This window comes from Porphyromonas macacae DSM 20710 = JCM 13914 (assembly GCF_000379945.1).
GTDB classification, from domain to species: Bacteria; Bacteroidota; Bacteroidia; order Bacteroidales; family Porphyromonadaceae; genus Porphyromonas; species Porphyromonas macacae.
The window spans coordinates 1-23,851 of record NZ_KB904136.1 but is presented as its reverse complement, the minus strand read 5'-3'; the positions used below and the strand labels follow the sequence as shown (position 1 = coordinate 23,851).

The following is a 23,851-nucleotide window of genomic DNA, read 5'->3' as shown; positions in this document are numbered from 1 at the left end:
ACCGATTTTTAATGTGAACGACAAGAGGGAGATTTTGACTACACGGGCTCTAACAAAGCACCATGCTCTCACTGCAAAAACAGTGGTATTTACATTCATGCCATCGCAATATACAAGAGTATTATTTTCACATACACCATAACCCACATCCGGAATAGAGCCTTATTCCGGATTTTCTTTTTAAGAAAACAAAACAGACAATAAACAATGGAACATTTTTACAGCAAAAGCATTGAAGATACAGCAAAAGCGTTCGAAACGAATCCGGCTTCCGGCCTCGGCAGCAACAAAGCAAAACATCTGCTGAAAAAATACGGACCGAATAAATTGGCATCCAAAAAGAAAAAAAGCGCGGCACGCATCTTCTTCGAACAGTTCAAAAGCACCATGGTGCTCATTCTTATCATCGCTGCTATCATCTCGGGGGTTGTGGGTATAATGAATAATGAAGGACTCTTGGAAAGTATTATCATCATAGCCATTCTAATCGTAAATGCTCTCATCGGAACAGTACAGGAAATCAAAGCACGGGCTTCTTTAGAGGCTCTGAACAAAATGTCCACCCCACATACCAAAGTTCTTCGCGATGGCCAGGTACGAGAAATATCAAGCGTTGAAGTGGTGCCCGGCGACATAGTTATACTGGAAACAGGGGATGTGGTACCGGCAGATATACGCCTGACAGAAAGTAAAAACCTGAAAATTCAAGAATCTGCTCTAACGGGTGAATCTGTACCTGTAGAAAAAATCTCCGATCCTTTAACTGAAGAGAAAGAAGATATCGCTCTTGGTGATCGCATCAACATGGCTTTTTCCACCGGTCTGGTTTCTTACGGTCGAGGCAAAGGTATCGTTACAGCAACAGGCATGAATACAGAAGTAGGACATATTGCAACAATGCTGGAAAATACGGAAGAAACCATGACACCGATGCAACTTCGTTTGGAACATCTCGGCAAAGTACTTGGATATGTAGCTTTGGGTTTATGCTTGATCATCTTTGCCGTAGGGGTCATTTACGGAAACGACTGGCTGAAAACGTTTATGTTGGCTGTCAGTCTGGCTGTGGCAGCTATTCCCGAAGGACTTCAGGTCATTTCCACCATGGTGCTGGCCATGGGTGTTAAGCGTATGGTTAAAATGAACGCCATTGTACGTACTATACCTTCTGTGGAGACATTAGGGAGTGCCTCTGTGATATGTTCAGACAAAACGGGCACGCTAACACAAAACAAAATGACGGTTTTGGAAGGCTGGTACAACGGCCGCTTCATTGATTTCAAAGAAAACGGCGATATTTTCAATCCGAAAAAAGCGGAAAAAACGGAAAAGCAGCTGTCTGAAACAGAAGAACTGCTTTTATCATGTGCAGTACAATGTACGGATGCCCACCTGAGTATGGAAAACGACACGATAGAACTAACAGGGGACCCAACGGAAACGGCACTTGTACATCTTGGACTGAAAATGGGATTGAACAAAAACGAGCTCGACAAAAGTTATCCGCGTGTAGCGGAGGTGCCATTCGACTCCGAAAGAAAAAGAATGACCACAATACACAAAATGGACAACGTGTTACGTACCTATGTGAAAGGGGGACTCGATGAAATACTGAGTGTTACAACCCGCATTTATCACAATGGAGAAGTACGTCCTATTACCTCGAAAGACATAGAAGAAATCAACGCCGCCAATAATGAAATGGCTTCCCATGCTCTCCGTGTGTTATCTTTTGCCTATCGAGATCCGGATAATCTGCCCGCAGAAATCCATGCAGAAACAGTAGAAAAAGAGTTGATCTTTCTGGGTCTTCTCGGAATGATAGATCCGGCAAGACCTGAAGCGATAGAGGCTGTGGAAAAATGTCGCACAGCCGGCATTCGCCCCATTATGATTACAGGAGATCATAAAATTACGGCAGTAGCCATTGCCAAAGAAATTGGGATTTATAAAGAAGGAGATACGGCTTTACTGGGAACCGATGTGGAAAAGCTATCGAATGACGAATTATTCGATACCTGTCCTAAAGTTTCTGTCTATGCACGAGTAGCGCCGGAGCATAAGGTTCGCATCGTTAAAGCGTGGCAACGTCATGGACACATTGTAGCAATGACCGGAGACGGAGTAAACGATGCTCCAGCTCTCAAGCAGGCAGATATAGGAGTAGCAATGGGAATAACCGGAACAGAAGTGTCGAAGGGTGCGTCCGATGTTATCCTGACCGATGACAACTTCGCCACCATAGTAACCAGTGTACAGGAAGGACGCCGTATCTACGACAATATCTTAAAATCGATTCAATACCTGCTGTCCACAAATGTAGGCGAACTGGTACTTATTTTCATCGCTTCGATCTTCAACCTCGGGAACCCTCTTTTACCGATTCATCTGTTATGGATAAACCTTGTAACCGACAGCCTTCCGGCACTGGGAATCAGTCAGGATCCGGCCGACAGAAATATCATGAAACGTCCTCCGCGTGATAATAAAGAAGGTGTATTTACCAAGGGGATGACGTGGCGTATTATCTACCAGGGTATTATGGTAGGGGTTCTGGCTTTAGTCGCCTATTATTTCGGCTACCGTGACGGCGGCGAAAAACTAGGACAAACCATGGCTTTCTGCACTGTTTCATTTGCCCAGCTCTTCCACGTGCGCAACCTGCATTCGATCCGTAAATACAGTTTCCAATTCAACCCACTTAAAAATCTTTGGCTCTTGGGGGGTATTTTCGGTTCATTGTCTTTGATGCTTATGGTACTGATGGTTCCGGGGCTTCGCTCTGCGTTTCGCTTAGTACCCATGGATACCTGGCACTGGTTTTTGATATTAGGACTTTCTTTTGCCCCCATACTCATCGTGAACCTCTTCAAAATGCTGGGCATCAACAGTTTTAAGAATGAACAATAAAATTTTCGAATAAGAAGGATCTCTTTCTCACCTAAACACTAAAACAAATTGAAAAAAGAAGAAAAAACAACGTGTACTGAAAAAACTCGTTGACACTCGGGGAGGTCAAAAAAGCAGTAATTATGTCTAAACATTTGACCGATTCCGGTCATCTCTGCATTTTAGAGGAATACCTCAATAGCTTTTGCAAGTACGCCATCGCCAAGAAGCACAACACAGCTCTGAGCCTTATTCAAACTCCCGGAACGAAAACCCGATGCAAATCATACATTCGGAGGAGGAAAACCTCTTGTCGATATGAAAAGAGGAGCAATCTCGAATGGTCTTCAAATCGTACTGCAAAATGAACTCCATGCAAAGAAAGAATTTTTCCGGTGTAAACCGAAAGCTATCCTAAAACGAAAATATGTAAACTCAAAATGGATTTTAGAAAAAACTTTGTAAATTTAGGTATAAACTAAGCCTCCCGGAGTGTCAATTTTCAGCACACGTCAATGATTACACGACAGACCGTATGCAAAACACTCTAAGGCGTCTAATCTATGATACATCATATGAGCAATCGTTGTTTTCACAAACAAATTCTCATTTCAACGTGGTGGCTACTGTTACTTTGCGGTACGCTTCCTTCGTTATCTCAAACGGTTATTACCGGAAGAGTCACTAACAAAAACAGTAAAGGCTTGCCCGACATATCCGTAATGCTGATGCTTCCCGCAGACAGTACCATAGTAGACTACAGTTTCACAGACGAAAAAGGGAATTACAAGCTTTCTTACAAAGGCAACAGTTCGCATTTGCTGATTACAATATCTGCATTTGATATCAAGCGAAAAACCCAACGCGTGGAAAACAAAAGCCAAACCGTAAATCTTACAACGGAAGAAGGCAGCGTTGCTCTTCGAGAGGTAGTTGTAAAACCAACCAAAATGTGGGGCGAAAAAGATACTATAAATTATTCCGTTGCAGCTTTCAAAGATAAAAAAGACATAGTTATCGGCGATGTGTTGAAAAAAATGCCCGGAATCAATGTAAAAGAAAGCGGACAAATTACCTACAAAGGTAAGCCCATAAATAAGTTTTATATTGAAAATCTTGATATGCTGCAAGGCCGGTACAGCATCGCAACCAACAATATTTCCGCCAATGATATAGCAACCGTACAAGTTCTCGAGAACCATCAACCCATAAAAGCATTGGAAAAAACAGAATTTTCCAATGATGCGGCAATCAATCTGAAAATAAAGGAAGGCAAAAAACATATTTTCGGTATGACGGCAATGCTGGGATTAGGGGTCGATAAAAGCTTGCTGTGGCAGGAAGAACTTACCGGGATGTACTTCGCCAAAGAACGCCAGCACCTGTTTACCTGTAAAACCAACAACAACGGCACGGATGCAAACAAAGAATTACGCTCGTTTACTGCTAACAATCCCATCGGAGAGCTGCAAATGACCGACGTGCAACAGCCTTCGCCTCCATCTATACGCTTTGAGCGCTACAACTTCAACACATCGCATGCAGCTACGGCAAACAACCTGTTCAAGTCAAAAAACGACGCGGAAGTAAGTGCTAATCTAATTTATTACAACAACGAAGACCGGCGGCACAGCTTCGCCCGAACATCATACATTCTGCCGGGAGAGGCTGAAAAAATTATCGAAGAGGATATTGCAGCCCGAAACAGAACCAACAATATCGAAACAGAATTTCGATACAACTTAAACAAGGATCGCAATTATTTCAATAATTATCTCAATGTTTCAGGAAGTTGGGACGATGTTTCGGGTGAAGTAAACACACGCCAATCAATAGGACAACGGTTAGATAACAAAAGTTTTTTCGCTAACAATGTTACCCATTGGATAAAACGCGGAGAAAATGAAAAAGGCATAGAGTTGATGCTCCAAAATGCCTACCGCACACAGCCGCATCACTTGCGCATTACCCCGGGATTGTACCCCGATCTCATAAACGCAGGCAAAGAATATGCCGCTCTTTTACAAAACGTACGATACAACGCTTTCGTGTCCAACAATCGATTTTCGTTTCTTTCGGCTGCAGTAATAGGTAATGTGCAGATTAACCCGACGGCAAATGTTAATGTTGAACATCAAACGTTGCGATCCGATATGGAAACAGCGGATAATAACAACGTTATTCATCCGGTTTTGAATGCCGAAATGCAAAATGACATAGCCCGGACGCATATTAATGCCGGTATCTCGCTTAACACTACATACAACGGAGACAACCTGAAAATCAGCTTTTTTATGCCTGTTACATACAAACACACCGCCATCAACAACCAACAGACAAATAGTAAAACGTTGAATGTCGGCAAATTTTATTTTCAACCGTTGCTTTCTGTACGATACACTTTCACAAATCAATTGGAGGCCAATGGCGCAGCGGGATACTACACCCGAATGCCCGGACTTGCGTTGCTTTATACGGGCTATATCCTGCAAAACTATCGGAGCATCAACAGATATGACACACAACTTTTTGATTCAAACAGTTTATTGGCTTCATTCGGTTTATCTTACAAGAACATTTTAGATATGTTTTTTGCGAGTGGGGGTATTTCGTTCAATCGCTACCATAGCGAAGGGATGTACGCTCAAACATTCGACGGGTTATTATCCGTAACCCAAGTTGCCATGCAGCCCAATGGAGGTAATTCTTTTTCAGTAAGCGGGCGGGTAAGCAAAGGCTTTGACTGGAAAGCACTGGTCTTTTCGGCAGACGCATCGTATGGAAAATATACCAGCGAACAAATGCGTCAAAACAAGTTAGTGAATTACAAAAGCCAATGGACAAACACAAGCGCATCGGTAAACTTAAAGCCATTCCGTTGGCTTAACACAGAGTATAAAGTATCGTGGGGACGCAGCAGGGGGAAGGTTAGTTCGGGAGAAAGTTTCAAGGCGATACAATCGCTTACGCAACGGGCTGTAATAGACATTTCACTTCCGTTCAGCATAAACCTCAACGGTTCATTGGAACATTATTATAACAGTGCCATTCAGGGTGACAAAAACTTCTCGCTTGCCGATTTGGGCTTGACGTATGTGAACAGAGGCGTGCGTTACTCCCTCGAATGGACAAACATTTTCAACACGGGAAAATACATTTCGGCATCTTACGGTGCGCTAAACTCGTATTATTCCGAATACGAAATCCGACCGATGGCGGTGATGCTGAAAGTGAAGTTCAAATTATTATAAAAACAGACTCAATTATATTAAGATCATGAGAGTAATAAAAAATGATATTCACTTCTTATGCAAAACAAACTTGGCTTGTTTGCCCTTACCGATTCGGGAAAATAATTGCGATGTTTGGTCGGTAAGGGCTGAGGTTTAGTAAAGAACTATAAAGTAGCGCAGATGAGAAAAATAAATATTCAAGCAAAAAAAATCTTGCATTAAGATCATATAAGACGGTTTTAACAGGATATATAACCATGAATAGATTTCTTGCAATAATTATTCTTTCATTCAATATATTTTTATTGAATGCCCAAGCTATTTTTATAACCGATGACAGTCAGCATATCCCCGTTGAACCTCAACAAGTGGATAATTATATTACGCTCGATACAGCAAAAGTCATCGTGATATATGATGTTTCGATTATAAATGATTTGAAAAATAAAGAAAAAAAAACAAGGGATATTCAAGTGTTACAAATAGGAAATAAATACTCCAAAGCATTTAGTAAATTGCAATACGATGGTGATTCTATTTATTTTTCATACCTAAAAAAAGGTGCACGAAGCGCACCTTGGTTTCAAGAAAACATCCCGCCTATTGAAGTCTATAAAAATTATGCAGAAAAGAAAACATCGGTCAGCCATCGTTTTTTTGGAGTGAGAACAGTTTATTTATACCGGGATGATTACCCTCTAAAAATTAGCTGGGATTTGACAGGAGAAAAGAAAAAAATACACTCCTACACTTGTCAGAAAGCAATCGGCACATTTCGTGGGCGCACATATGAAGCCTGGTTTACACCTGAAATTCCGTTTAAAGAAGGGCCATATAAATTTGGCAAACTGCCGGGATTGATTTTAGAAATTAGTGACACGGAAAAACACTTTGTTTATACCTGCATCTCCATCACACATCCCAAGGAAGTGGTCCCCATTAAATTCTGGAAATGGAGGTATCAGGAAATCGATCGAAAAAAACTATTCAATATATTGAAACGCGCGTACGCTAATCCGTTTCAATATCTGAAATTAAACGGAATAGAATTACACATGTCTGAAAAAGGAAAAGCAAAAAGTGTTTCTTTCCCATATAATCCCATTGAATTAGAATAACTTAGTATGGAAGGGATATTTAAAATCCGGCGATGTAAAGAGGTGCTTAGCCAACACTCCTCAGGTGACATTTGAAGTAACGGATACTTGCAATCTGAGATGTGAGTATTGCGGTTATGGAAAATTTCACTCCGATTACGATGAGAGGAAAAATCAAATACTACCTATGGAAAAGGCAACAAGGTTTTTGGATTTTCTGATTGATTTGTGGTTGCGGCTGTTGTCATAGTGGTCAACGAGGCTCTTCAACCACCGATAACGGCAATGCCAACGCAAAAAATGGTTTTTATAGTCTTGGATGTATCTGAGTATTCTCCAAAATGTCTTAGCAATCTTCGGAGGTGGGGAATATGGCAGCAAGAAAAAAAGGAAGAATGCTTTCTTCTCCCATATCGGACTAATATCCTTCATCCGTCAGTTTAGATGCACGGCAGCATTGCTAAGTACGAAAATCGTATTCTTATGAATACAGGGAAAGAAATCGTGAAGGGAACCCATTATCCCCTGTGCCATCATCCACTCGGTAGTGACAAAATCCTTATAATAATTGACTTTGAAAACTGAGTTAACAATAAAAAGAAGCATAAACATGAAAAGATTTTTAATGGTTTTAGTTTTAGCATTAGGTTTTCTTCCTGTATGTAAATCTCAACTTCCCGTTATGCCTAAGGCATTAAGCAAATATACAGTTATCGACACCGCTAAATATGTGATAACTTATAACGTTAGCATCGTAAACAATCCCGAAGAACCAGAGAAACAAGTAAAAGATGTAGTCATATTGCAAATTGGGGATAATAGCTCTAAATCGTACAGTAATCTACTTTATCAAGCAGATTCCACCGCAGCAGCATTGTTAAAAAAAGGAGCAAAAAGCATACCATTATTCCAAGATGTGGTTCCTCCGGTAATCGTTTACAAAAATTATCCCAATGGTGTAAACACAGTAGTATACCGTACTTTCCTAAGTGGCCCCATATTCAAGTATAAAGAAGTTATTCCGAAAATAAATTGGAATTTATTGCCTGACAAAAAAACGATTTTGGGGTATACTTGCCAAAAGGCTACAGCTTTTTTTCGAGGACGAAACTACGAAGCTTGGTTTACTCCTCAGATACCTTTAAAAGAAGGTCCGTACAAATTTGATGGACTACCCGGATTAATTTTGCAAATTATGGACACTCAAAAGCACTACATTTTTGATTGTGTAGGAATAGAAAAGGTAAAAAGAGAAGAAAAAATTGTTTTTTGGAATTGGATGACACAGGAAACCTCAAGGGAAAAGTTGAACAGTTTGATTAAAAGATTTCATGAACAGCCGGCAAGTGTTGCGGAAAGCTTAGGAATAAAAATATCATTTCGAGATAATTCCGGTAATGATAAAAACAAGAAATCTGTTTCATACCCTTATAATCCCATTGAATTAGAGTAAGTTAGAAAAGATATTTAAAATCCGGCGATATAAAAAGGTGTTTATCCAACACTCCTCAGGTGACATTTGAAGTAACGGATGCTTGTAATCCGAGATGTGAGTATTGCGGTTATGGGAAATTTACTTGGACTACGATGAAAGGAAGTTGCTAAAATATTCACTATTAAAGGGTGAGTATAGAGATAGCATTTTACTTTATTATTCTTTGTTCTCATTTTATTCGGCTTTCACTTTCATTTTTGTTCTTGCTCGTATTTCGAAGATTATGGCTTCTTTATAATTATCAAGCCAACTCTCTAACAACTTGCAGCCAATTCCCCTATAAGTATCTAATAGTACTCCGGGTACAAAAGATTTGGTTCCATCTTTACTTACAAGTTCCTTAAATAAAGGTTATTGCATCTCTGTCATGAACTTCCAATACCTCTTGGGCATGTGTTGGCGTTGGAGCTTAAGGTTTATACGCTCCCGGATGGTTGTACTCCGAAAATATTGCTTCCACATTTTTTGAAAAAACAGCTCTTCCTCCGACAACTTTTCATCATCCAGTTTCGGTTGTTTCAATGCGCGCAAATCTTCCGGAGAAAAAGAAATTTGACAAACCGCCTGCCTGTCATAATATACACCGGTATTCCGACCGACATCGTAAATAATCCATTGCTGATCTGCATATCTGGATTTGAAATGGGGAACGATCAGAGACAAAAGATTGAAGCGGGGAGAGACGGGAGAAAAATAAATATCATCGGCCGTTTTCTGGAAGCGAATGAACTGAATGAGCCTCTCCGATTCGGCATGTACTTTTTGGGTGATTTCTCTAATCCTGATGACTCCGGCATCTCCGAAGTTCATCTCATACCCTTTGGGATGGTCGATAATCTTACAAATGTAGCGGAAAAGCAACATTTCGATTTCGGGAAGTTCGGACAGCCAAGTCATAAGCACCATGTTTTGAGCAATGCGCGATAATTTTTTTTCCAAAACCGACCATACTCGCCACGCTTTCTCTTTTTCCGTTTTCACATGATACAGGTTGTTGATAAAAAGAGGTATTTGGGACTGCTCCGAAAGGATATCATCCGGGGTTATCCTGTGCTCATAGGCAAAGAAAACACAGGAAAGAATGCCATCAAAGGTCTTATCATAAACGAATAGCGTCATGTCTGTATCGTTCGATGCTGTCTAAAAGTATTAACCCTAAAATTTCATTGGTCAATCGCCCCAGATTATCGGCATCTTAACCCATTTTTCTGCAGGTTTCTTCTCCGGGCTTTGAGCCACCTGCCTGCGAATATATTCCGGGGTTACTTCATGAATCGTTCGCATGGGCAGATCCCGGCAAACGATAAAGTATTGGGCTCTTTTCATGACTACCCCTATTTTCTTGAGCTGAAAAAAATCCAGCCGGCCAAATCGCCGTGAGGAAAGGATCAGTTTTGCCGATTTCACCCCGACACCGGGCACGCGAAGAATCGATTCATAAGGCGCCGTATTCAAATCGACCGGAAAGAACTCCGGATGCCTAAGTGCCCAACTCATCTTAGGGTCTACGTCAAGCTCCAAATCCGGATGAACGTCATCGACGATCTCATCGAGATGGAATTGATAAAAACGCATCAGCCAGTCTGCCTGATAGAGACGGTTTTCCCGAACCAGAGGGGGCTTGACAACGACAGGCAAACGGCTGTCGGTATTGACCGGAATATAGCCTGAATAGTATACCCTCTTGAACGAAGGCCGCTTGTACAGGGCAGAGGCAAGAGACAGGATTTGTTTATCGCTATCCGGTGTGGCACCGATAATGACCTGTGTGCTTTGGCCTGCGGGAACAAATCTGGGAGCAGCCCTGAATTTCCGGCGATCTTCCATGCTCTCCAGCATCCCCTGCTGAATAAAACGCATCGGAGCAAAGACGCTGGCATAGTCTTTTTCGGGAGCAAGCAACTTCAGATTTTCTTCCGACGGTATTTCGAGGTTGACACTCATCCGATCTGCATAGGTTCCGGCTTTCGCCACCAGTTCCTGACTGCAGCCGGGAATGCTTTTCATGTGTATATAACCGTTAAAACGATACACTTCCCGCAGAAGTTTTATCGTATGCAACATCTGCTCCATGGTGTAATCGGGGTTCCGTACGACACCGGAGCTGAGAAATAAACCTTCGATATAATTCCGGCGATAAAACTCGATGGTAAGCTCGGCTAATTCTTCGGGAGTAAAGGCCGTTCTCCTTACATCGTTACTCCTTCGATTGGAGCAATAGGCACAATCATAAATACAATGATTGGTCAGCAGAATCTTAAACAGCGACACACATCGACCATCCGGAGTAAAACTGTGACAGATACCCCAACCGGAAGCATTGCCGATACCTCCTTCGGTATTCCGGCGGGAAGACCCGCTGGATGCACAGGAGACGTCGTATTTTGCTGCCTCTGCAAGTATTTTCAACTTTTGTATCGTGCTCTCTTTCATTGTAGATTATGCCTTTACCTCCAAGTTCGAAACATTTCTTTGAACAGAATATACGGATTATAAAATTATCTGTAAAATTATAAAACACATTGTTTGATCGGAATAAAAGAGTACGATATTTACAAACACCGAATTTTTCCTGTGGCCTTCAAATCACACTTGCAGCATTCACATTATTCTCCCGAATGAATCCTTTTTCGCTGAGACAAAAAATAGAAACGAAAAAACGACTTAAGAAAAATCATGAAAAAACCTCCGGCCAAGTAATATCGGTCTGGAGCTCATCCCACACCTCAGCATTACTATTCCGGAGGTCATTCTAATCACACAAACTATATTATGGCATAGTCTGCACGGTGCCCCTGCCCGGCACCTTTCCTTTTGGGGGAACATTTTAGGATCAAGAGTAATACAATAAACAAGAGTCCTGATCCATAGCTTTCCTCGAAGCCGCAGAAAAGTTTTGCAGGTCTTCTGGCTCATGACCTCGGGTCTTTGGCCTTCCCCCCGGCACAGAACCGGGAGTGGATTCCAACACCCTGTTGGCGGTCATTCACAGCAGCGGGACTGCTCGGGATTTACACCCGATTCCCTTTTAAGCCCATACGACACAAACTCACGTCTTCACGTATGCGCACAAAACTTATCACAAATATAGCTTTTAATCTTTAATTGCTATAATTTCTATCTCCACCAAACCGTTTTTGGGAAGAGTTTTGACTGCAACCGCCGAGCGTGCGGGGAAGTCTCCTTCAAATTGACTTTCGTATACCCTGTTCATGGCTGCAAAGTCACCCATATCCGCCAGAAAGCAGGTCGTCTTGACAATGTGTTTCATTTCTAAGCCGGCCTCGGACAAGATAGCACGGATATTACGGAAAACCTGAGCGGTTTGCTCGCTCACGTCTGCCGACACAAAATCGCCGGTAGCCGGGTCGATACCCAGCTGACCGCTGGCATAAAGCATATTGTTATTTACTAAAACAGCCTGACTGTAAGGGCCGATGGCTGCGGGAGCATTGGTTGTTTTGATTACTTTTTTCATTGCAGTAAATTTTATGGAATTATCAATTATCTAAAGTTTCTTGTCTGAGTACTTCGTAAAGCATGATACCGGCTGCCACGGAAACATTGAGCGAACCGATAGAACCCTTTTGCGGAATGGCTACGATGCTGTCTGCCATACGCAAAGTTTGCTCAGAGGGGCCTACGTCTTCCGCTCCCATAACAATACCCACAGGAGGCAGGAGACACTCGTCCGTGTACATCGTGGAAGATTTTTCCGAAGCGGCAATAACCTTGATGCCGCTGTTGCGGAGCAATGAAATAGCAGCAGGAATCGTGCTTACCCGGCATACCGAAATACGGCTAAGAGCACCGGCCGACGTTTTAATGGCATCAGCCGTTACCGATACACTCCCGCGCTCGGGTATGACGATGGCATCGGCTCCCGCACACTCTGCAGAGCGGGCAATGGCTCCGAAATTGCGCACATCGGTAATTCCGTCCAAAAGGATTATGAACGGCATCTTACCCTCTTCAAAAAGAGCAGGAATGAGCATCTCCAGATTAGCATACTCGATATCCGACAAGAAGGCTACCACTCCCTGATGATTTTTCATCGTAATCCGGTTCAGTTTCTCTTCGGGAACAAACATCACAGGGATAAGCCTCTTCTTGGTAATCGATATGATTTGCAGAGCCTCTTCGGTGCGCAAGCCCCGTCTCATAAAGATCTTATCGAACTCCTTTCCGGCGTCTAATGCTTCCAGAATAGGATGAATGCCGTATATCAGGTTCTTTTTCATTCTTTTCTATCGTGATTTTTTAATTAGTTCACCGGCTGCCGCCAGTGCAACAGGACTGAGGTTGCCACCGCTTTGCATACGTGCCACCTCTTGTATTCTCTCTTCGTCTTCCAGTTTTTTTATCCGTGTACGCGTCTGACCTTCAGCAACGTCCTTATAAACAAAGAAATGTTCCTTGCCGGCTGCTGCAATCTGGGGCAGATGAGTAACGGCCACAACCTGCATCACTGCCCCCATTTCGCGCATAATAACCCCGATGCGTTCGGCAATATCGCCCGAAACACCGGTATCTATTTCGTCGAATATAATCGTGGGAAGACTCTTATGCTTGGCAATCAATGCTTTGAGAGTAAGCATCAGGCGCGCCACTTCTCCGCCCGAGGCAATCCCGGCCACCGGCTCGGGCCGGATATCGGGGTTGGCAGAAAAAAGGAATGTAGCCGAATCGAATCCATCCTTTCCGGGCTGTTCGCTCCGTTCCATATCCACCTCGAAACGAATGTGAGGAATACCCAGCTTGCTTAACTCTTTTACAACATGGGAAGAGACTGTGCGGGCAGCTTCGCTCCTCATACGGTGCAGTTGCTCTCCCTGTAATACGAGTTGTGCACGACAGTCTTCTATCCGGCGCTCTATCTCTTCTATCCGTTCGTCGTAATGCTCGATAACTCCCAACCGACGGGACAATTCATCCTGAAGTATCAGTAATTCGTCTGTCGTCTGTTTCTTGTGTTTCATTAACAGCGAGTTGATCAGATCAATGCGATCGGAAACCAAAGCGAGTCGCTCAGGATCATAATTGATCTTCTCATTCAAAGCATCCGTTTCCGAAACGATATCGTCCAATTCGACCGAACAGACATGCAACCTCTCCTGCAACTCTTTCACTGCCGTCATGTATTTGGAAGCCTGCTTCAAAGCCTCCGAAGCAACATGCAAAGCGGCAGATGCACCTCGCTCATCATCCGTAAAAGCCTGATAAAAACGGGTCAGTTCCTGTTTGATTTCCTGAGCATGCGCCAATTCTCGGGCTTCTTCCTCCAATCCGGGCAATTCATCAGGCTGCAGGCCGGCCTCTACCAGTTGATTATACTGAAAGGCCAGATAGTCATGCTCCTGAATATCCTGTTCCCGCAATGCTTTTAATTCCGTAGCTTCTCTCTTCAATGCCTCGTAAGCCGTGAATGTTTGCCGGTAGCGATTCAACTCCTCCCGGTCGGAAGCAATGGTGTCCAACACATCCAATTGGAACGAGGTGTTGGAAAGCAACAGGTTTTTATGCTGAGAGTGAATATCAATGAGCACTTCGCCCAAACTTTTCAAAAGAGATAGCGAAGCAGGCGTATCATTGACAAAAGCACGGCTCTTGCCATTGGAAGAAATTTCCCGGCGAACGATACACGCATCATCATCCGGCTCAATGTCTTCCTGTGCAATCAAATCCCACACCGGTTTACCCGGATTGGAAAAGACGGCCTCGATAACGCACTTCTTAGCACCCGGTCTGAGCATTGTGCTATCCGCACGTTTACCTGTAAGCAATCCCAAAGCTCCGAGTATGATACTTTTACCGGCACCCGTTTCTCCTGTAACCACGGAAAAGCCCGAAGTCGGCTCGTAGACCAGTTCATCAATCAGTACAAAATTGGATATGTAGAGAGACTTTAACATGACTGTCTGCTTATGAATCTTTCAGTTTGGCATAAATATTCTCATCAGTAGGATACAAACGTTTGAGTATCTCGTATGCCTTGAGTTTCTGTTCTCTTTCGGCTTTTTCCAAAAGCCCTGTTACCTCCCAAAGTTTGGCGTTGCCGAAAAGACGAACGAACAGGTTTCCCGGATTATCCGTATTTACCCGATCCAGTGCTTCCAATACTTCCATAACTGTATGTCTGGCCTCAATCGGGTTCAACGTCATCCGGTCCAATGCCCGGCGATGATAGTTATACCAGACCTCGCGCAAAACACGTGCATACTCCCCTGTCAGCGATGAAGTCAAAGCTCCACGGTTAGAACTCAATTCGTCCGCCCGCCAACCCTCCCAGCTCAAATGACCGGTGGAAAGGTCTTTAATCTTGACCAGATTTTGCAACTCCTCTTCACCGTCCAACAAGCCGAAACTATCCATATTGAGTCCGATAATCAAACAGGCATAAAAAGCAGTGGCAGCAGTTAAATTGTCATTCAATCTGTCCGGATTATACTCAAGCAGATCATATTGCTTATAATCGAAGTTTAACTGACGGTCTTTGACAACCAGCATGGGGGATGAATAAGAAGACTCATAGACCGGGCGGCGCGAGCTGACTGTCAGATGAGCTTTGTAAGCTCCCTGATCGGATCGTCCCTGAATCTCCAAATAGAAATGACACGGGATGCGCTCTTCGGGAGCAAAAATATATCGAGTCCATCGTGTACGGTTCAGCAGCTCTGAAAGATCGCGCTGCAACGTCGAAAAAACCTCGGCATCCGCACTGCCTAATTTAGTCGTATTGATGTTTACCGTTGCCGCCAGTTCTTGAGCTTGGAGTTTGTAACAAGAGGATGAAACAAACAATGCTCCAATCAGAAATAAAAAAGAATAAGGCAAACGTGTGAACATAACCATCTACTGAAGTTTCCGAACGAGATAATCGGCCAAATCGGCAGCCACTTCCGTCTTGCTCTTTAGCGGGAAGCTATCCTCCAGCCCACTCCTGTCGATGAGAGTTACCTTATTGGTATTACCACCGAAGCCTGCTCCCGCATCCTGCAAGGTATTCAACACGATAGCATCAAAATTCTTGACCTCCAGCTTTCGTTTTGCTTCCGTCAAACCGCGGTCGGTCTCCAGTGAAAATCCCATGAAAAACTGGCCTTCATGTTTTTCCTGTCCTAAAGTAGCGGCAATATCAGGATTACGTTTGAGCAGGAGCTCCATATCGCCTTTCTGTTCACGCTTAATCTTACTGTCCGATCGCTCCGCGGGGCGATAGTCTGCCACTGCTGCTGTAAAGACAGCTGCATGACACAGGGAAACAACCTTCCGGCATGCTGCAAGCATTTCTTCCGCACTCTCCACCCGAACCGTGTTAATCCCTTCTTCAGGTATTTCGACAGACGGCCCCAGTACCAAATCGACTTGAGCTCCGCGCCGATAAAGCTCATTGGCTATGGCAACACCCATTTTACCGGTGCTGTAATTACCGATAAACCTTACGGGATCTATTTTCTCATACGTCGGTCCGGCTGTGATAAGTATCCGCTTCCCGGAAAGAATCTGTTTTTTATTGAAAAAGGCCTCCAAAACCGCCACAATCTTCTCCGGTTCTTCCATACGTCCTTTGCCTACCAGATGGCTGGCCAATTCGCCCGATGCCGGCTCTATAATCAAATTGCCGCGCTTACGCAGGATTTCCAGATTATCGGTAGTGGAAGGATGTGCAAACATATCCAAATCCATGGCCGGAGCCACAAAAACCTGTGCTCTGGCAGAGAGGTAGGTGGTCACAAGCATATTGTCGGCAATACCGTGAGCCATTTTGCCGATGGTGGCTGCCGTAGCAGGAGCCACAAGCATAGCGTCGGCCCACAAACCCAAATCCACATGGCTGTTCCACGTACCGTCGCGATTACTGAAAAACTCCGAAATAACAGGTTTGGAGGTAATTGCAGATAACGTAATGGGAGTAATAAACTCTTTACCGGCAGGAGTAATGACGATCTGCACTTCGGCTCCGCATTTAATGAGCAAACGTGCCAGAACAGCAGCTTTGTAAGCAGCAATACTACCGGTAATACCCAATACGATATGTTTACCTTGGAGAGATGAAGACATCTGTAGTATGAATTTTGGGAAAATGTTTATTGATTCAGCCGGAAGCCCGGAGATACTGTTCTCATCCTTTCTTCCGTTGATTATATTCCAGAAAATATTTGGTAAAATAACGCTTTGTATCCTGAGTAAACTGTGCGTTAAGTACCCAGGAGTAATAACTCGGATCCGTCTCGAAGATCTGCATCAGACTCTTACCTTTATACTTTCCGAAGTTTACAACAGGTTCACCTTGCTCGTTACGTACCAGACAGCCGGCAAAGTCGATCGTATTGTGATAGCGGGATATTTCATCCAGCTGTTTCATGTCGTGAGGCAAATCGGGATACCGCTCCAACTGCGCCAGGAAAATTTCCATTGTGGCCAAAGTATCCGCCTCTGCCGAATGAGCTTCGACATGCTCCTTATCGCAATAATATTTATAAGCAGCTGAGAGTGTCCGCGGCTCCATCTTGTGATAGATGGTCTGAACATCTATCTGGTTGGCACTACTGAAATCGACATCCACCCCGGCACGCAAAAACTCTTCCACTAACAGGGGAAGGTCGAAACGGTTTGAATTGAATCCGGCAAGATCGCACCCTCTGATAAACTGATACAAGCTCTTGGCTACCTGCTTAAATGTGGGACAATCTTTTACATCCTCATCGGTTATACCATGAATGGCCGTAGTTTCTTCCGGGATGTGACATTCGGGATTTATACGCCTGGTCTTCACTTCACGCGAACCATCGGGTAGCAGCTTCACGATACTGATTTCTATGATGCGGTCTTCAGCGACACGCACTCCCGTCGTTTCGAGGTCAAAGAAGACAATAGGCTTATTCAGTTTGATATTCATTATTCCCCAATCAATTTCATCGGAATAACAAGGCCGCACAATTCGATACCGTCGGGTGTTTCCGTAGGCAAAATAAGACCGGCACGAGTCTGATCGGCCAGACAAATAGTAACCTGTTCGCTATCCATGTTTTGCAGCATGGTGATCAACATACTCGAATCGAAACCGATACGGATATTTACATCTTCGACGGAACAGGAAGCCGGCACGCGTTCTTCGGCGGCAATGGAGAAATCCACGTCATTGGCCGATATTTTAATCTGTTCGCGGTTTATTTCCAGACGAATGAGGCCGCTGGCCTGATTGGCAAAAACCGATACACGCTTAATAGCTGAAAACAAAGAAATCCGGTCGACGGTGATGGCGTAAGGATTATCTGCCGGTATTACGCTGTTATAGTTCGGGTAACGTCCCTCCAAAAGGCGTGCGGAAAGAGTATAACCGGACAGTTCAAAAATCGCATACTCATGATTAAAAGAAAGCAGCACATTACCGTCTTCACGCGGCAGAAGCGTCTTAGTCAAAAGAGCGGTGGCTCGATCCGAAAGGCAAAACGAAGTTCGGATATTACTTTTAATATTATGGTCGGTATATTTGATCAGAATATGTCCGTCAGAAGCCACAAAGACCATATTGTCTTCAAAGATATCCAAATGTACTCCGGTCATGATGGGACGTCTTTCATCCTTGCTCGTAGCATTCTGTGTGGCACTTAACCCGTTGAGCAACTGTTCGGCTGTCAGCTCTACCTTCTGGATATTACCCTCCAGAACAGGAGCAGCGGGGTAAACGTCGGCACTGTCTACGACAAAGCTGTACTGTCCGTTATTATAAGTAATCAAAGCATCATGAGATTCGCTGTTCACCGACACCTCGATTGGCTGATCTGCCAACTCCTTGATAGGATCCAGTATCATTCGCTCTGCAACGAGGAAAGCACCGTTTTCCCCATGGTTATTCACTTCGAGAGAGGTTGTAACGCGGTTGGCAATATCCGCAGCCGTCAAGGTAAGCACATTTCCTTCGATAGAGAAAAAGATACTACCCAAAACCGGCATAGCCGTTGTACTTTTGGGCGAAATAGCACGTGCACAAGCCTGCAAGTGCTGCATAAGTTCATTGCTCGGTACGGTAAATTTCATAATGCTGATGATTTATATTTTATTCTAATGTACAAATATAACGATTTAAGAATGTAAGAGGATTAGAAATTCAAGAATGGACAGCGTAAAGCAATCTTACCGAAAAAAAAACGAACGCGATCACCTGTGATTATTTTTCTGCCATGGGAAAGACTGAAATTCTCTTGCCTGATGGTTGAAAATTCTTAGCGCAATGGATTTTCAACGAAGTTAACTTGGATTTTTTTTCTTTGCCTGAAGAATTTTCAACCATCAGGCAGACTTTTTTTCAGTACACGTCACCACGTCAAACTAAATAAAAACGAAAGTCCCGGTATTGATTTTTACCCAATACCGAGACTTTTCAATTCTTTACAGCAAGAATCTACTCTAAATTAATTTATAGCAAGTTTCGATTTACTGTCATAGACCTCTTCTATTTCCGCTTTTTGCTCAATCATCGTCATACTCCTTGATATTGAATCTGGAATCGAACTTGATTTCCACATCATTATTCAGTTCCACCTCATATCCTCGACGGTCACGATAGATTTCTACAATACTGCTGTGAGGATAGTGACGCTCCATATAAGCTATAATTTGCGAAGGAACGATCCCCAAAGGAACAGCATTTTTAATACAATCGACTTTTTCCCATTTTCCATTCCTTGTAAACTCGACCTTGGAACCATCCACAAAATAAACTGCATACTTCTTGAAAATCATTGTTCCTTCGGATTTGATAAAAGAAATATCTTTTTCAGCAAAATAAGAATGGATGAAATCCCGTACAATACGAGGCAGTTCATTTAACTGCAGAGGACGAAGTGTATTGTCTTTCGCATAAACAGTCTCTCCTGAAGAAAAGAGCGAGCGGCTAAAGAAAAGAGCAAAGATCAGAAACAGTTTGAGTCTCATTATTACAGCATTCGTTTTATCTATCGTATCCTATAAATTTGAAAGTTTTAGCATCGAACTTGATTTCAATACCGTTTGCCAATTCTACTTCATAGTGGCGACGGTTGCGTGAAATTTGCACAATTGAAATATTCGGATGTTTCTTCGACACAAACTGTTCGATCTTAGCCGGCACAATACCTTTGGGAATAGCAAGGCGACCGCCGTCAACTTCTTTCCACTCGCCATTTTGGTCGAATTCGAGTTCAAAACCGTTACGCATACGTACTTCGTAAGACTTTTTACCTTTATCGTTATCTACTTCTACCGAAACGACATCTGCCTCATTAAAGTATGTACGGATAAATTTACGGGCAGTCGAAGGTAGTTTGCTCAAATCGATGTGAGTATCATCTTGATCGAAGTCATCATCAAAATCTCCGTCATCATCCATATCATATCCGATAACTTCAAAGGTTTTGGCATCGAACTTGATTTCAATGCCGTTTGCCAGTTCTACCTCATAATGATAACGGTTGCGTGAAATCTGAACAATTGAAGTATTCGGATGCTTCTTCGACACAAACTTTTCGATCTTAGCCGGTACAATACCTTTGGGAACAGCAAGGCGACCGCCGTCAACCTCTTTCCACTCGCCATTCCGGTCGAACTCGAGTTTGAAACCGTTACGCATGCGCACCTCATAAGACTTCTTATGATCATCATTGTCTTCTTTCACAGAAACAACATCGGCTTCATTGAAATATGTGCGGATAAACTTGCGCGCAGCAGAAGGAAGTTGGCTTATATCAATCGGACGTTCATCGTCATCATCATCTCTGTCATAGCTGATAACTTCAAAAGTCCGGGCATCGAACTTAATCTCGATACCGTTTGAAAGTTTTACTTCGTAATCCGAACGATCACGAGAAATTTTCACAATAAAGGCATTGGGATGGTTAGCCTTTACAAAGGTTGCTATCTTAGCGGGTACAACGGACTGAGGAACCTCTTTTCCTTCACCGTCGATTTCTTCCCAATGACCATTATGGTCAAAATCAACTTTGATACCGTTATTCAACATCACTTCATAAGATTCGGAAGGAGTTTCAATATCTTTCCTGGCATAGACCACCTGTATTCCATCGAAGTGGGTACGAATAAATGCCTGCGCATTGACAGGGAGCTCAAAAGTGTCTACGGGCTGATGATCCTCCCGGTTGGTACACGCACTAAAGCCGATAATCCAAAGAATCCCCGATAAGAGAATTAATAATATCGATTTTGTCTTCATAGTTTCTAACTGTTAAAAATTAATAATCGTTTTCCATTTAGTTTATCATAAATATTTGAGTTCGCATCAAACTTCATCTACGATTGGATTCTGCCTTTGTTGAGGTTCTTCAGAAAAGATACGAACTCAAAGAGCTGATGGGACAGGGTAAGGCTCACAGTGTGCCTTAAAATCAAAAACAGGGAGATGTCTTTTCAAAAAAATCCTTTCATATTATTTCAATTTTTCCGATTGACTGTATCACAAAGATGCAGACCAAAACTGAAAAAAATATGAAAAACTGTAATTTCTAAAAGAAGAGATTTACTTAACGATCATTTCTACAGGAAAAGATATTTGAAAACGATGCAGATCGTTTACATAAGAATAAGAAACATTCATCCTGTAATTTTTGCAAATAGATTCCACCAAGGACAGCCCGAGACCGGTAGATCCCTCGCGATGAGAACCCTGATAGAAACGCCGGAATATGTAATCGGAATTAAGAGCACAAGCCGCTCCGGTATTAGATATGGATATCCTGTCGTTGTCTACGGACAAGTATATCCGACCCCGGGGGAAATTATGAGTATAGGCATTTTTGATCAGATTACTGAAAAGTACCGTGGCCAGAGTTTCATTCATATTAAGAATAAGCGCCGAATTATGCTCGATATTACACGAAATTTGAAGATATTCGTACGCTTCGCCAAAATCGACTAAAATAGAAGCTAAAAGGTCATTGATATCAATTCGTGAAGTTTGAGCAAACTGGGCATTCTCTATCCTTGTAAGAAGCAATAGTGTCCTGTTAAGTTTTGAAAGATTTTCAATGGACTGTTTTGCCTTAAGAAGCTGTGTGAGCTGTTCCTCGCTAAAGCCGGCATCATCCATCAGCAACTCCAGACGATTTTGAGCTATAGCAATAGGCGTTTGAAGTTCATGAGAGGCGTGACCGATAAAAAGACTTTGTTGCTCATAGATTTCGGCATTCCGGCGAAAACTTTGCCAAAGAGCCTCGGACAGTATTTTGAACTCATAAGTGCCATAATCTCTTTTTAGGGGAAGGGTATCTTTGGATAAGGTAAGGTTTTCTATCCAACTTACCATATCGTGGAGCGGTCTAAGGCTGTAACGCTGTACAAACGAATTGACCAATATGATTGTCAACAATAAAAGTATATACAGAAAAATAAGCCAGTACAGGATTGTTTCCTTAAGATCTTCTTTCTCGAAAGTAGGAATCATCACGGAAAGTTGAAAATATCGCCCTTCCTGATTCTTAAAAATTGTACGAAAAGTACGTGCCGGCTCGGTCTCTTTTTTAGACTGCAAATAGACCATCTCATCCATAAAAAGCGTAGAGGGATTTCCGACTGCATACTCCTCAGAGACTTCGATGAGATGATAGCTGTTATTCGTTCCATTTTCATTCTCCGGAAGTTTCTCTCCCGTAAGCGCACGAACGATGATAAAGTCGGCATACTCTTCAAGAGCATCATCGGTCTCATCATTGATTTCATCCACGATGATATAATAAAACAGGGTGCCCCACCCCGCAAAGCAAATCAGAAGGACCCATGAAAGCTGTAAAGATATACGATGCAGTAACTTCATTTAATAATCAATCTGTATCCTAATCCATAAACCGCCTTGATTTCAATATCGGCCTGTGCATCATTCATTTTTCGACGAAGATTCTTTATCTGTGCATAAATAAAATCGAAATTATCTGCCTGATCGATATGATCGCCCCATACGGCCTCGGCAAGGCGAATCTTATCTATCAAATGATTCGGACGTGTCATAAAGTATCGAAGAATATCGTATTCCTTCCGGCTTAAATCGAGTTTATGGTCGGCAACATACACGTCAAAATTTGCGGTATCGATACGCACATTACCGGCCGTTATATCATTATCGCCTTTAAGATCTTTCCTGCGGATGACATTACGAATACGGGCATTGAGTTCTGCAAGGTGGAACGGCTTGGACAAATAGTCATCGGCTCCCAAATCGAGCCCTGCAATCTTATCGTCTACGGAATCTTTAGCCGAGATGATTATAACGTTTCCGTCTTTACGAATATCTCGAAGTTTTCTCAGCAGTGTCAGCCCATCTCCATCCGGCAACATGATATCGAGCAGGATGCAGTCATAGCCATATTCCATAACCTTAGCCATTGCACCATGATAAGTATCGGCACACTCAACAACGTACTGCTCTTTCTTGAGAAAAGAAACAAGAACATCCCTCAGAGAAGGTTCATCTTCGACTATCAAAACTTTCATAAACTTTCTATTTGCGTAAAAAGCAATGCTCATTACGAAACAATTGTATAAAAATAAGTACAAATTCTGAAAATATCCTGAAGCTGATCGGAGTGTTTCAAACAATAAAACAGTTAAGAAGAGGAATACCGTTTTTCACGAATCATACCCGGCCTCTTTGCAGAAAAGAATCACATACAAAACAAAAAAGGTGTAAATCGCACTCTACTCGATTTACACCTTCTTGGCGGTATGGACGGGACTCGAACCCGCGACCCCCTGCGTGACAGGCAGGTATTCTAACCAGCTGAACTACCACACCGTTGCTTAAAAGAGATCTCTCTTATTTTGCTTGGCAAAGATATGATGTTTTTTTATTTTCTACAAACTATTTGAAAAATATCTATCTAAAGACATCAAAAACAAAAAAGGGGCTGTGTCAAAATGAATTTTGGCGCAGCTCCTTTTAGTTTTGGTTTGTGGTTGGTTAAGCCACCGGTTTTAGCCTTTGAGGGATATTTTTGTGTTTTTCGAGGAGGTGGAAGCGCATGAGGCCGAGATTGAGGGTTGATATAGGTCTTTTGGGAGTGTTTTTCGCCTTTCGAGCAACCTTAGCACATAGTTTCTTCAGATTAAAGGCCATAGCTAGAAAGGCGAAGTCCATCTTGACCTGCTCT

Annotated in this window: 18 protein-coding genes, 1 tRNA gene and 1 riboswitch; of the genes, 4 read left to right on the top strand and 15 right to left on the bottom strand. The window is 42.9% G+C overall.

Translation table 11 applies throughout. The features are described 5' to 3' along the window. Positions 1-207: 207 nt before the first annotated feature. The 4 genes from A3GI_RS0105760 to A3GI_RS11220 all read left to right on the top strand — a co-directional run bounded on the left by A3GI_RS0105760 (position 208) and on the right by A3GI_RS11220 (position 8,672). The gene (locus tag A3GI_RS0105760; protein WP_018360519.1) at positions 208-2,910 is read left to right on the top strand and encodes a calcium-translocating P-type ATPase, PMCA-type; all 2,703 of its coding nucleotides are present in this window, start codon (positions 208-210) and stop codon (positions 2,908-2,910) included. A gap of 542 nt (positions 2,911-3,452) precedes the next feature. Continuing rightward, positions 3,453-6,140 carry a TonB-dependent receptor gene (locus A3GI_RS0105755; RefSeq protein ID WP_238319949.1) on the top strand — a complete coding sequence of 896 codons (2,688 nt, stop codon included), beginning with the start codon at positions 3,453-3,455 and terminating at the stop codon, positions 6,138-6,140. A 239-nt stretch (positions 6,141-6,379) separates the two neighbouring features. Then, positions 6,380-7,240 carry a GLPGLI family protein gene (locus A3GI_RS11225; RefSeq protein WP_018360516.1) on the top strand — a complete coding sequence of 287 codons (861 nt, stop codon included), beginning with the start codon at positions 6,380-6,382 and terminating at the stop codon, positions 7,238-7,240. 589 nt (positions 7,241-7,829) lie between these two features. Next, positions 7,830-8,672, top strand: a complete 843-nt coding sequence (locus A3GI_RS11220; protein ID WP_018360514.1) for a GLPGLI family protein — start codon at positions 7,830-7,832, stop codon at positions 8,670-8,672. Between the two features lie 393 nt (positions 8,673-9,065). Here A3GI_RS11220 and A3GI_RS0105735 read toward each other — a convergent pair whose 3' ends face one another. The 15 genes from A3GI_RS0105735 to A3GI_RS11735 all read right to left on the bottom strand — a co-directional run. Further along, positions 9,066-9,833 (bottom strand): TIGR03915 family putative DNA repair protein, encoded by a 768-nt coding sequence (locus tag A3GI_RS0105735; protein ID WP_018360513.1) that lies wholly within the window; start codon positions 9,831-9,833, stop codon positions 9,066-9,068. 51 nt (positions 9,834-9,884) lie between these two features. Beyond that, positions 9,885-11,147 (bottom strand): putative DNA modification/repair radical SAM protein, encoded by a 1,263-nt coding sequence (locus A3GI_RS0105730; RefSeq protein WP_018360512.1) that lies wholly within the window; start codon positions 11,145-11,147, stop codon positions 9,885-9,887. A 447-nt stretch (positions 11,148-11,594) separates the two neighbouring features. After that, positions 11,595-11,804, bottom strand: a riboswitch (cobalamin riboswitch). A 4-nt stretch (positions 11,805-11,808) separates the two neighbouring features. Next, positions 11,809-12,192: a RidA family protein gene (locus A3GI_RS0105725; protein WP_018360511.1), complete on the bottom strand. Its 384-nt coding sequence runs from the start codon at positions 12,190-12,192 to the stop codon at positions 11,809-11,811. Between the two features lie 22 nt (positions 12,193-12,214). Beyond that, on the bottom strand, positions 12,215-12,955 hold the full coding sequence (gene rlmB, locus A3GI_RS0105720) for a 23S rRNA (guanosine(2251)-2'-O)-methyltransferase RlmB (RefSeq protein ID WP_018360510.1): 741 nt from the start codon (positions 12,953-12,955) through the stop codon (positions 12,215-12,217). A gap of 6 nt (positions 12,956-12,961) precedes the next feature. Beyond that, positions 12,962-14,626, bottom strand: a complete 1,665-nt coding sequence (recN, locus tag A3GI_RS0105715) for a DNA repair protein RecN (protein ID WP_018360509.1) — start codon at positions 14,624-14,626, stop codon at positions 12,962-12,964. 10 nt (positions 14,627-14,636) lie between these two features. Continuing rightward, entirely contained in the window at positions 14,637-15,566 is a 930-nt protein-coding gene (porD, locus tag A3GI_RS0105710; protein WP_018360508.1) for a type IX secretion system protein PorD, read from the bottom strand. Next, on the bottom strand, positions 15,567-16,775 hold the full coding sequence (coaBC, locus tag A3GI_RS0105705; protein WP_018360507.1) for a bifunctional phosphopantothenoylcysteine decarboxylase/phosphopantothenate--cysteine ligase CoaBC: 1,209 nt from the start codon (positions 16,773-16,775) through the stop codon (positions 15,567-15,569). A 61-nt stretch (positions 16,776-16,836) separates the two neighbouring features. Further along, complete coding sequence (locus A3GI_RS0105700) at positions 16,837-17,613, bottom strand: 3'-5' exonuclease (protein ID WP_018360506.1); 777 nt, start codon at positions 17,611-17,613, stop codon at positions 16,837-16,839. Next, positions 17,613-18,755 carry a DNA polymerase III subunit beta gene (gene dnaN / locus A3GI_RS0105695; RefSeq protein WP_018360505.1) on the bottom strand — a complete coding sequence of 381 codons (1,143 nt, stop codon included), beginning with the start codon at positions 18,753-18,755 and terminating at the stop codon, positions 17,613-17,615. Before dnaN ends, A3GI_RS0105700 begins: the two co-directional genes overlap by 1 nt. A 432-nt stretch (positions 18,756-19,187) precedes the next feature. Next, positions 19,188-19,652, bottom strand: coding sequence for a PepSY-like domain-containing protein (locus A3GI_RS0105690; RefSeq protein WP_018360504.1), 465 nt, complete (start codon positions 19,650-19,652; stop codon positions 19,188-19,190). Between the two features lie 16 nt (positions 19,653-19,668). Next, the gene (locus tag A3GI_RS11215; RefSeq protein WP_018360503.1) at positions 19,669-20,925 is read right to left on the bottom strand and encodes a PepSY-like domain-containing protein; all 1,257 of its coding nucleotides are present in this window, start codon (positions 20,923-20,925) and stop codon (positions 19,669-19,671) included. Between the two features lie 303 nt (positions 20,926-21,228). Beyond that, positions 21,229-22,521 (bottom strand): sensor histidine kinase, encoded by a 1,293-nt coding sequence (locus A3GI_RS0105675; RefSeq protein WP_018360502.1) that lies wholly within the window; start codon positions 22,519-22,521, stop codon positions 21,229-21,231. After that, complete coding sequence (locus tag A3GI_RS0105670; protein ID WP_025079415.1) at positions 22,518-23,195, bottom strand: response regulator transcription factor; 678 nt, start codon at positions 23,193-23,195, stop codon at positions 22,518-22,520. The genes A3GI_RS0105675 and A3GI_RS0105670 overlap by 4 nt, the downstream gene beginning before the upstream one ends. Before the next feature lie 224 nt (positions 23,196-23,419). Beyond that, positions 23,420-23,496: transfer RNA gene (locus A3GI_RS0105665), tRNA-Asp, on the bottom strand. A gap of 165 nt (positions 23,497-23,661) precedes the next feature. Then, a partial coding sequence (locus tag A3GI_RS11735) for a hypothetical protein (protein WP_018360500.1) occupies positions 23,662-23,851 on the bottom strand: 190 nt, incomplete at its 5' end.